Origin of the sequence: Pseudomonas sp. K2I15 (assembly GCF_002204795.1) — a bacterium.
Classification (GTDB): domain Bacteria; phylum Pseudomonadota; class Gammaproteobacteria; order Pseudomonadales; family Pseudomonadaceae; genus Aquipseudomonas.
In genome coordinates, this window is sequence record NZ_NIXO01000065.1 from 17,998 (window position 1) to 28,900 (window position 10,903).

Annotated in this window: 8 protein-coding genes and 1 rRNA gene; 5 read left to right on the plus strand and 4 right to left on the minus strand. The window is 61.8% G+C overall.

Annotated elements, in window-relative coordinates; genetic code table 11:
- Window positions 1–33: 33 nt before the first annotated feature.
- A complete protein-coding gene (locus CEC48_RS26835; RefSeq protein ID WP_088426479.1) occupies window positions 34–2,391 on the minus strand; it encodes a DNA polymerase II in 2,358 nt (785 codons plus the stop codon).
- A gap of 137 nt (window positions 2,392–2,528) precedes the next feature.
- Between CEC48_RS26835 and CEC48_RS26840 the strand changes: the two genes are divergently transcribed.
- The 5 genes from CEC48_RS26840 (at window position 2,529) to CEC48_RS26860 (ending at window position 7,878) form a co-directional block, all read left to right on the plus strand.
- Window positions 2,529–3,410 carry a LysR family transcriptional regulator gene (locus CEC48_RS26840; RefSeq protein ID WP_088426480.1) on the plus strand — a complete coding sequence of 294 codons (882 nt, stop codon included), beginning with the start codon at window positions 2,529–2,531 and terminating at the stop codon, window positions 3,408–3,410.
- Between the two features lie 120 nt (window positions 3,411–3,530).
- Window positions 3,531–4,637: a tartrate dehydrogenase gene (locus tag CEC48_RS26845; protein ID WP_088426481.1), complete on the plus strand. Its 1,107-nt coding sequence runs from the start codon at window positions 3,531–3,533 to the stop codon at window positions 4,635–4,637.
- A 2-nt stretch (window positions 4,638–4,639) separates the two neighbouring features.
- Complete coding sequence (locus CEC48_RS26850) at window positions 4,640–6,088, plus strand: aldehyde dehydrogenase family protein (RefSeq protein ID WP_088426482.1); 1,449 nt, start codon at window positions 4,640–4,642, stop codon at window positions 6,086–6,088.
- A gap of 32 nt (window positions 6,089–6,120) precedes the next feature.
- Complete coding sequence (locus tag CEC48_RS26855) at window positions 6,121–6,879, plus strand: SDR family oxidoreductase (RefSeq protein WP_088426483.1); 759 nt, start codon at window positions 6,121–6,123, stop codon at window positions 6,877–6,879.
- A 27-nt stretch (window positions 6,880–6,906) separates the two neighbouring features.
- A complete protein-coding gene (locus tag CEC48_RS26860) occupies window positions 6,907–7,878 on the plus strand; it encodes a cyclase family protein (RefSeq protein WP_088426484.1) in 972 nt (323 codons plus the stop codon).
- A gap of 80 nt (window positions 7,879–7,958) precedes the next feature.
- Here CEC48_RS26860 and CEC48_RS26865 read toward each other — a convergent pair whose 3' ends face one another.
- From CEC48_RS26865 to rrf, 3 genes are all read right to left on the minus strand, one after another.
- Window positions 7,959–8,426, minus strand: coding sequence for an SRPBCC family protein (locus tag CEC48_RS26865; protein ID WP_088426485.1), 468 nt, complete (start codon window positions 8,424–8,426; stop codon window positions 7,959–7,961).
- A 97-nt stretch (window positions 8,427–8,523) separates the two neighbouring features.
- Entirely contained in the window at window positions 8,524–10,416 is a 1,893-nt protein-coding gene (mrdA, locus tag CEC48_RS26870; protein WP_088426486.1) for a penicillin-binding protein 2, read from the minus strand.
- Window positions 10,417–10,785: 369 nt separating this feature from the next.
- Window positions 10,786–10,901, minus strand: a 5S ribosomal RNA gene (gene rrf / locus CEC48_RS26875).
- Between the last annotated feature and the right edge of the window lie 2 nt (window positions 10,902–10,903).

A 10,903-nucleotide genomic window follows, 5' to 3' on the forward strand; every position in this document is an offset into this window, starting at 1 on the left:
TTGCAGGCTCTGGCCACTGCAAGGCAAGCCGTTTTAGAACAAGCCCATCTGGCCACCCACCAGGGTGCCAAAGTCGTCGCTGACAAACGGCAGGATGGCGTCTGCCACCGGTTGCAGTTGCCGGGTGACGTAATGGTCGTAGTCGATCGGTGCCTGGCGCACTTCCAGCGGTTCCGGGCCGTTGACGGTGATCACGTAGCTGATCCAGCCGCCGTTCTGGTACTGGCGGGGGCGGCCCTGGCGGTCGTTGTATTCGTCGGCCAGGCGCGCGGCGCGCACATGGGGCGGCACGTTGCGTTCGTAGTCGCCCAGTTGCCGGCGCAGGCGTTTGCGGTAGATCAGTAACTCGTCGAGCTCACCACTCAAGGTGCGGCGCACGTAGTCGCGCACGTAATCCTGATGGGGCTGGCGGTGGAAGATCCGCCGGTAGAGCTCCTGCTGGAATTGCCGGGCCAGGGGCGACCAGTCGCTGCGTACGGTTTCCAGGCCTTTGTAGATCATTTCTTCGCTACCGTCGGCGCGGGTGACCAGCCCGGCGTAGCGCTTTTTGCTGCCCTCTTCCGCACCGCGAATGGTCGGCATCAGGAAGCGGCTGAAGTGGGTTTCGTATTGCAGTTCCAGGGCGCTTTGCAGGCCGAACTCATCCTGCAGGCGCTCGCGCCACCAGGTGTTGACGTGCTGCACCAGGTCCAGGCCGATGCGCGTCGCATCTTCCTGTGAATGCGCACTGCCGAGCCAGACAAAAGTGGAGTCGGTATCGCCGTAGATCACCTCATAACCCCGGGCTTCGACCAGTTCACGGGTCTGGCGCATGATCTGGTGGCCGCGCAGGGTGATGGACGACGCCAGCCGGGTGTCGAAGAACCGGCAACCGCTGGAGCCGAGTACCCCGTAGAAGGCGTTCATGATGATCTTCAGCGCCTGGGACAGCGGCGCGTTGTGTTCGCGCTTGGCCACTTCGCGGCCCTCGGAAACCCGGGCAACAATGGACGGCAGGCAATGCCGGGTACGGGAAAACCGCGCGCCGCGAAAGCCTTCCACCGACTCACTGTCTTCAGGGTGGCGCAGGCCTTCGATCAGGCCCACAGGGTCGATCAGGAAGCTGCGAATGATCGACGGGTAGAGGCTTTTGTAGTCGAGCACCAGCACCGATTCATAGAGGCCCGGGCGCGAGTCCATGACAAACCCGCCGGGGCTGGCCTGGGGTGGCTTGTCGCCCAGGTTCGGCGCGACGAAACCCTGGCGGTGCATCAGCGGCATGTACAGGTGAGTGAAGGCCGCCACCGAACCGCCGTTGCGGTCCGCCGGCAGGCCGGTGACGCTGGCCCGCTCCAGGAGAAATTTAAGCAGCTCGGTCTTCTCGAAAATCCGCGTGACCAGCTCGCAGTCCTTGAGGTTGTAGCGCGCCAGTGCAGGCTTGTCCTCGGCGAACATGCGATTGATTTCATCCATGCGCTGGTACGGCGTGGAGATTGATTTACCTTCGCCGAGCAAGGTCTGGGCGACGTTTTCCAGGCTGAAGGATTCGAAACTCCAGGTGGCCGAACGCAAGGCTTCGATGCCGTCGATGATCAGCCGCCCGGCCGCTGCGGCGAAGTAGTGATTGCGGCTGCCGTGCTCGCGCCAGCCCATGGCATCGCCGCCACGGCCCAGCAGCAGCGGCACGTTCAGGCGTTGCGCATGTTCGTGCAGGACGCGCAGGTCGAACTGCACCAGGTTCCAGCCGATGATCGCGTCGGGGTCATGGGTGGCGAGCCACTGGTTCAGGCGTTCGAGCAGTTCGGCGCGGGTGTCGCAGTAGTCGAGCTTGAAGTCCACCGCGTCGGTTTTGTTCGGCGGGCCGAGCATGTATACCTGGCGCTCACCGCAGCCTTCCAGGGCGATGGAATACAGATCGCCCTGGGCGGTGGTCTCGATGTCCAGCGATACCAGCTTGAGTGGCGGGCGGTAATCCGGCGCAGGTTTCATCTGCGCCTCCACCAGCGTGCCGCCCTCGCCCGGCGTGCCGCCAAACCACACCGGCGCGGTGATGAAGCGTTCCATCATGTAGCGCTCGGGCGGGCGTACATCGCCTTCGTAGACGTCGATGCCGGCTTTGCGCAGGCGCTTTTCCAGGTCCATCAATTGCCGGTGCTGTTTGGTATAGAGGCCCAGCACCGGCCGATGGTGGAAGTCGCAGAGTGCCAGGTCGCGCAACTCGATGCCGCGCTCACCCTTAAGCTGCAGCTCGGCGGGCTTGCGATGGGCCTGGGGGATAAACATCACGGAGGTCTGCACCGGCAAGCGCACAAACCTTGGGCCTTGATCGGTGGCCAGCCAGAAACTGACCTCCGTGCCCGCCGGGGTGTCGCGCCAGTGCCGGGTCAGGACAAACCCCTGCTGTAAATCCACCTTGCCACACCTCAAGAATCGCTTTCAGGGCGTGATTCTACTCGGCCTGTGACACGGCGCGGCGATTTAACGGAACGGGTTGGACACCGGGGTCGCAACTGCGTAGTTTTTCACCCACTGCGCACAAGGACCCCGGCATGTCCCCCGACCTCACTTCCATCGAGCTGTTCCTCAAGGCGGTCAAGCTGGGCAACCTGTCCCGGGCGGCCGAGCAATCGCATCTCTCCCTGTCTGCCGCCAGCCGACGCCTGTCGCTGCTGGAGCAGCACTTCAAGGTCGCCCTGCTCACCCGCACCTCCACCGGCGTTTCACCGACGGCGGCCGGGGAAGTGTTGGCCCAGCATGCGCAGTCGATCCTGCGGGCGGTGGACGGCATGCACGCCGACCTCGCCGACTACGCCAAGGGCGCCACCGGCCGAGTGTGCCTGTACGCCAACAGTTCGGCGATGAGCCAGGAACTGCCGCGCCAACTGACGCAGTGGAACACCTTGCACCCGGGCATCCGCCTGGACATTCGCGAGGAGCGCAGCCGGGAGATTCTCCAGGCCGTGCGCGAAGGCGTGGCGGATGTCGGCATCGTCACCACCCGGCCCAGCGATGAACTGCGGTTTGAGCCCTACTGCCAGGACCGCCTGTGCCTGATCGTGCCCAATGACCATCCGCTGAAAATGCGCCATGCGCGCTTCGAGGACTTGCTCGGCTATGACTTCGTCGGCCTGGAAGACAACGCCGCCATCACCCCGCTGATTACCGAAGCCGCCGCCGCGATCGGCATGCCGTTGCGGCTGCGGGTGCAGGTGCGCAGTTTCGAAGCCGTGTGCCGTTTGATCGCTGCCGGCCAGGGCGTGGGCGTGTTGCCTCAGGGCGCGGTGCAGATTTTCCGCAAGGAGATGGCCTTGCGCTTTATCGAAATCGACGACAGCTGGGCCGACCGGCAGATGTACCTGTGCATGCGCAAGGAACAGCCTTCGCTGACCAGCCTGGCGTTGTTCGACTACCTCAGCGCCAACCCTGCGTAAACCTTTGGCCTTCGAATTTCGCGAAGGCCGATTCCACAATTAGCAATTCCCCTGTTGTGACAGCTGTGCCAAGAATGCCCCCGCCAGACCTTCCTATAAAAACAACACAGGAGACACGGCGTGTCCCACTCCCAAACCCGCCCCACCCACCGCATCGCCGTGATTCCCGGCGACGGCATCGGCCGCGAAGTGGTACCCGAAGGCCTGCGGGTACTGGACGCCGTCAGCCGGCGTTTCGGCATCCACTTTCACTTCGACCACTTTGCCTGGTGCAGCGAGCACTACCTGGCCCACGGCACGATGATGCCCGACGACTGGGCCGAGCAGATCGGCAGCCATGACGCGATCTTCTTCGGCGCTGTTGGCGCGCCAGACATCATTGCCGACCACACCGCCGTGTGGGAGTCGCTGCTGAAGATCCGCCGCCAGTTCGATCAATACGTGAATATCCGCCCGGTGCGCCTGATGCCCGGCGTGCCCTGCCCGCTGGCCGGCCGCGTGCCGGGGGATATCGACTTTATCGTGGTGCGGGAAAATACCGAGGGCGAATACTCCACCGTCGGCGGGCGCATGTGGGAAGGCACCTCACGGGAAATCGCGGTGCAGGAGTCGATCTTCTCCCGTGAGGGCGTCGACCGCGTGGTGGACTACGCCTTCAAACTGGCGCAACAGCGGCCCCGCAAAAACCTGGTGGCGGCGACCAAATCCAATGGTATCTCGATCACCATGCCGTTCTGGGACGAGCGGGTTAACGAGATTGCCCGGCGCTACCCGGACGTGAAGACCGCCAAGTTCCACATCGACATTCTATGTGCCCACTTCGTGCAGCATCCTGACTGGTTCGATGTGGTGGTGGCCTCCAACCTGTTTGGCGACATCCTGTCCGACCTCGGCCCGGCGTGCACCGGCACTATCGGCATTGCGCCGTCGGCCAACCTGAATCCGGAGCGGCGTTACCCGTCGCTGTTCGAACCGGTACACGGTTCGGCGCCGGACATTGCCGGGCTGGGTGTGGCCAATCCTATCGGGCAGATCTGGTCGGCTGCGCTGATGATCGAACACTTGGGTGACGGCAACCCTCTCTATCAAGAAGCGGCGGCGGCGATTGTGTCTGCCATCGAAACAGTACTTGCCGAAGGCCCGCGCACCCGGGAAATGGGCGGTAGCGCCGGCACCGTCGAAGTGGGCCGCGCCATCGCCGAATGCGTCGCCGGGAACAGGAGCTGAACATGACCAACGCACATTACATCGCCAACCAATGGCTGGCCTCGACTTCGCTGGAAGACATTCCGGTGATCGACCCAAGCACCGGCGAAACCTATTCGAGCATTGCCCGTGGCACGGCCGCTGATATCGATGCGGCCATCAGCGCCGCGCGCCAGGCACTCGGGGAAACCTTCGATGGGCCGTGGGGCACATTGTCTGCCGTGGAGCGCAGCCGCCTGCTGGCCAAGCTCGGTGTGGCGGTGCTGGAGCATCATGAGGAACTGGCGCAGATCGAAGCGCGGGACACCGGCAAGGCGCTGAAAGTCGCTCGCGCCGATGCCACCGCCCTTGCCCGTTATTTCGAGTACTACGCCGGTGCCGCCGACAAGCTGCACGGTGAAACCTTGCCGTATCAGGCGGGCTACACGGTGCTGACGGTACGTGAACCTCACGGTGTGACCGGGCATATCATCCCGTGGAATTACCCGATGCAGATCTTCGGACGCAGCGTCGGTGCCTCGCTGGCGGCGGGCAATGCCTGTGTGGTCAAGCCGGCGGAAGATGCCAGCCTGTCGTTGCTGCGGTTGGCGGAGATTGCCGCCGAGGTGGGTTTTCCGGCTGGCGCGATCAACGTGGTGACCGGTTATGGCTATGAAGCCGGCGCGGCGTTGTGCGCACATCCGGGCATCGATCACATCTCGTTCACCGGCTCCACTGCGACCGGCACGGCGGTGTCGAAAGCCGCCGCCGAGCGCCACTGCCCGGTGACCCTGGAACTGGGCGGCAAGTCGCCGCAACTGGTATTCGCCGATGCCAACCTGGATGAAGCGCTGCCAGTGCTGGTGAACGCCATCGTGCAGAACTGCGGGCAAACCTGCTCCGCCGGCAGCCGCTTGCTGGTGGAGCGCAGCATCTACGAAACCCTTCTAGCGCGCCTCAGCCAGCGTTTCAGCGAACTGCGCGCCGGGCCTTCGGCGCTGGACCTGGACATGGGCCCGCTGATCAACCAGAAGCAGCAACGCCAGGTACGCGAGTTTATTCGCGAGGCCGAACAGGCCGGCATCAGCGTCGCTGCCCGCGGCACGGTGGTGGCCGAGGCCGGCAGCGGTGGGTATTTCCAGGAGGCGGTGCTGTTTCGCGACGTGCCGCCAGACAGTCGCCTGGCGCAACAGGAAGTCTTCGGCCCGGTGCTCGCTGTGATGCCCTTCGACGACGAAGCCGAAGCCATTCGCCTGGCCAACGGCACCGAGTTCGGCCTGGTAGCCGGGGTGTGGACCCGCGACGGCGCGCGGCAAATGCGCCTGGCGCGCAAGCTGCGTTGTGGCCAGGTATTCATCAATAACTATGGCGCCGGTGGCGGCGTTGAACTGCCATTTGGCGGGGTGAAGGCAAGCGGTTATGGCCGGGAAAAAGGCTTCGAGGCGCTGCTGGGCTTTACCACCTTGAAGACCATTGCGATCAAACACGGTTGATTCCTCACAACAACAAGAACGGAGAACACACCATGCGTTTAGCCAATAAAGTTGCGATCGTCACCGGCGCCGGTTCGGGTTTTGGCGAGGGCATCGCCAAGACCTTCGCGCGCCAGGGCGCCAAGGTCATCGTCGCCGATATGAACGCGGTCGGCGGCCAGCGGGTGGTCAATGAAATCGCCGAAAGCGGCGGCCATGCACATTTTATCGAGGTCAACGTGGCCAACGATGAAAGCATGGGCGCCCTGCTGCGCGGCACGTTGGAGCAATTCGGGGGTTTGGACATCGTCATCAACAACGCCGGCACCACCCACCGCAACCGGCCGATGCTGGAGGTCGACGAGGCTGAGTTCGACCGGGTGTTTGCGGTCAACGTCAAAAGCATCTTCTTGAGCGCCAAGCATTTTGTGCCGCACTTTCGCGGCCAGGGCGGCGGTGTGTTCGTCAACATTGCCTCGACGGCAGCGATCCGTCCGCGCCCTGGGCTGGTCTGGTATAACGGCAGCAAGGGTGCGGTGGTGGTCATGAGCAAAACCATGGCGGCAGAGTTGGGGCCGGACAATATCCGCGTCAACTGCGTGAACCCGGTGGTGGGTGCCACGGCATTGCTCAGCGAATTCATGGGCGTGCCCGACACCCCGCAAAACCGCCAGAAGTTCATGGCGACGATTCCCCTGGGGCGCTTTTCCACCCCGCAAGATGTGGCCAACGCCTGCCTGTATTTGGCGTCGGACGAAGCGGCGTTTATCACCGGCACCTGCCTTGAAGTCGATGGCGGGCGCTGCGTGTAACTCACTCTCACAAGGACCGGAATTGCTATGTGTGATCTTCATAATAAGAACGAGCCGAACACCAAAGAATTGCTTGAAGGCCTGCCAAAGAACTGGGGTAAATGGGGACCGGACGACGAAGTCGGCGCCCTCAATTACCTGACCGAAGCCGAAGTACTGCGCGGCGTCGCCGCGGTGCGCCAGGGCAAGACCTTTACCCTGCAAGTGCAGATCGGCCACCCCGGCGGCGACCCGATGTGGCCGGCGCGCAACCCGTCGATGCGCTTCAACACACTCGACCACAGCCATTACCACTTCGGCAAACAGCCGCACATGACCGGAGGCGCGGCGTATTCCGACGATGTGATCTTCATGCAGCTGCAAGGCTCGACCCAGTACGATGCCCTCGGGCACGCCTGGTACGACAATCAACTGTGGAACGGCTACGACGCCCAGACCACCGTCGGCGGCATGGCCAAGGCCAGCGTATTGGCCATCGCCGAACGCGGCGTGGTGGGCCGTGCAGTGCTGATCGACATGGCCCGCCATCGCGGCAAAAAATGCCTGGGCCGTGGCGAAACCTTCAACCACCTGGACCTGCTCGACGCCGCCAAGGCCCAGGGCGTGACCATTGAAAAGCGCGACATCCTGATCATCCGCACAGGTTCCATGGGTGCGTTTTATGAGTTGGGTAAAGCCGAGTTCTTCAAGGACCTGATGGAGCCGGGGCTGACCTACAGCCGGGAGCTGGTGGAGTGGTTCCACGAGATGGAAATCCCCAACCTTGTGACCGACACCATTGCTAACGAGGTGATCACCGATCCGGTGTCCGGGGTGCAGATCCCGCTGCATTGCGCGTTGATGCGCAACCTGGGCATTGCCTTCACCGAAATCGTATTGCTGGAGGAACTGGTCGCCGATTGCGCGGACGACGGCCAGTGGAAATTCCTCTACACCGCTGCCCCGCTAAAGATTGTGGGGGGCAGTGGCGCACCGGTGAATCCGGTAGTGATCAAGTAGCAAGGCAATCCGGCATGGTGCAGGTGGCCTATACCGATACCCAGGCGATCTGCAGTTGATGGCAGCGAAGTCCCATCAGCTCAAGACTGATGGGCTTTCGCCAGGTAGTCTTCGATGTTGTTCATCTGATCGTCCCAGCCTCGGGAGTTCTTCTTGTAGGCCTTCTGGCGGCGAGCTTGCGGGATCGCATCAAAACCTGACTCCATCACCCGCAACAAGATGCCTTCGGCGTGATCCTCAAGGGTGAACTCCACAAGCGTGGGGGTTTCCGCGTCGTAATCCACATCCTTGTCTACGGCGTAGGGATGCCAGCTGAAAGAGAACCGCGTTTGCGGCTCAAGCCGCTCGATTTTCGCCTTCCACACTACATGCTCGTAACCCGGGTAAGTGATCTGGGCTTCAATGGCCCGGCCCAGGGAGAACTGCTTGCCCTTGAGGGCGATGCCAAACCAGCTGCCGAATTGCTCGGCGTCGGTCAGTGCTTCCCAGACGCGTTGACGTGGAGCGTTGAGCAGGACTTTACGTTTGATTTCATTTGATTCGTGCATGAGACACCTCCTGTATTGACAGTAGGCGACATCGACCAATGCGCAACCTTTGCTTTGTGAAGGGATAGGGCACGACCGGCGTCATGCCCTTATGGCCTCAAACGTGAGGATCACCCGGCGCCTTGCTCGGAGTCGCGTATTGCGGCTTCAAGTGGCCTTCCTGATCGAGCAGCCAGGCGTCCATGATCTGGCGCACCACCGGCCCTGCGACACGGCCACCGGCCTCGCCATTTTCGATCATCACCGAAATCACGATCCGCGGATGCTCCGCCGGGGCGAAGCCGACGAACAAGGCGTTGTCGCGGTTGCGCTCAAGGGTCTTCAAGCGGTTGTAGCGCTCACCCTGCTTGATCGCCACCACCTGTGCGGTACCACTCTTGCCGGCAATCCGGTATTGCGCGCCGAGCGCTGCTGCTCGGGCGATACCACGCGGGTCATGCATTACCAACTGCATGCCGTGGTTGACCTGTTCCCAGTCGCGCGGGTCTTTGAGGACGACATTGGGCATCGGGTTTTCATCCACCGGCGCCACGCCATTGATGGTCTTGGCCAGGTGCGGTCGGTTCCACACGCCTTTGTTGGCGATCAGCGCAGTGGCTTGGGCCAACTGCAACGGGGTGACCTGCATGTAGCCCTGGCCGATACCGAGGATCACGGTTTCACCCGGGAACCACGGTTGGCGACGGGTAGCGCGCTTCCACGCCTGGGACGGCATCAAGCCGGCCGACTCTTCGAACATGTCCAGGGAGACTTTCTGGCCGAGGCCGAACTCGGCCAGGTAGTCGTGCAGGCGGTCGATGCCCAGCTTGTGGGCCAGGTCGTAGAAGTAGGTGTCGTTGGAGCGCATGATCGCCGCGTCCATGTCCACCCAGCCGTCGCCGCTGTGGTTCCAGTTGCGGTATTTGTGGTCGAAGTCCGGGAGCTGGTAGTAGCCGGGGTCGAACACGCGGGTCTGGGCGGTGACCACACCGCTGTCGAGGCCGGCGATGGCCACTTCCGGCTTGATCGTCGAGCCCGGCGCGTAGAGCCCGCGCAGCACGCGGTTGAACAGCGGCCGGTCGAGGGAATCGTGAAGTGCTGCGTATTCCTTGAAGCTGATGCCGGTGACGAACAGGTTCGGGTCAAAGCTTGGCTTGCTGACCATCGCCAGGACTTCGCCGGTTGCCGGGTCCAGGGCCACCACCGAGCCGCGACGGTCGCCTAGGGCTTCTTCAGCGGCCTCCTGTAGTTTGACGTCCAGGCTCAATACAATGTTTTTGCCGGGGATCGGGTCGGTGTGTTTGAGCACCCGCAGCACGCGGCCCTGGGCGTTGGTTTCAACTTCTTCATAGCCGACGTGGCCATGCAGCTCAGACTCGTAGAAACGCTCGATACCGGTTTTGCCGATGGACTGCGTGCCCCGGTATTCCACCGAGTCGAGGGCCTTGGATTCTTTTTCGTTGATCCGGCCTACGTAGCCAATGGAGTGGGCAAAGTGTGCGCCCAGCGGGTAATGGCGGACGAATTGCGGCTCAACGTCTACGCCCGGCAGACGGAATTCATTGACGGCCAGCACGGCGATCTGTTCTTCGGTCAGCTCGTAAAACAGCGTGACGGGCACAAAGGGATGACGCGCCTGCTTGAGCGCTTTATCGAATACGCCACGGTCTTCGGCAGGCAAATGCAGGAGGCTGACGATGGCGTCCAGCTCACCCTTGAGATCAGTCGTGCGCTCGCGGGTAATGATCAGGTTGTAGCTGGGACGGTTGTCGGCCAGTACTACGCCGTTGCGGTCATAGATCAGGCCGCGCGTCGGTGTAATCGGTAGGACGTGGACGCGATTGTTTTCGGAAATGGTGGAGTGATAGTCGTACTGCACCACCTGCAGGAAGTACATCCGGCCTACCAGGGCGCAGGTGATGCCGATGACCAGCAGCGCGCAAGCCAGCAGCCGCTTGTTGACCAGGCGGTTTTCGTTTTCGTGATCCTTGATCGGTATCGGTTCGGGCATTTCTACAGCATCTCGTTGAATAAGGTCGACGCCGCTTCCTGCGGAGGAGAAATCAGTCCTTGTGAAAATGTGCTGCACCATACCAAAAATGCAGAAACACTTTGCATCGATTTCCCTGAACGGTGTGTTTATGGGGCCTCTTCATGCACTTTGGTTTGGGATTTTGACCTTGTTCATGCGTTTTAATGCTAAAAATCAGCTCAGGTTGTTTGAAGCAACCAAACGGCGCAAGTGTGTTCTGGTTCAGAAATAACTGTGCAAATTTGTCGGGGGCGCAGAGGTAGATGGAACAGGCTGTTACGGGCATTTTTTCGACCGCCCAAAACAAAACCCCTGATTGCGTTAGCAATCAGGGGTTTCGGAATTTAATCTTGACGATGACCTACTCTCACATGGGGAAACCCCACACTACCATCGGCGATGCATCGTTTCACTGCTGAGTTCGGGATGGGATCAGGTGGTTCCAATGCTCTATGGTCGTCAAGAA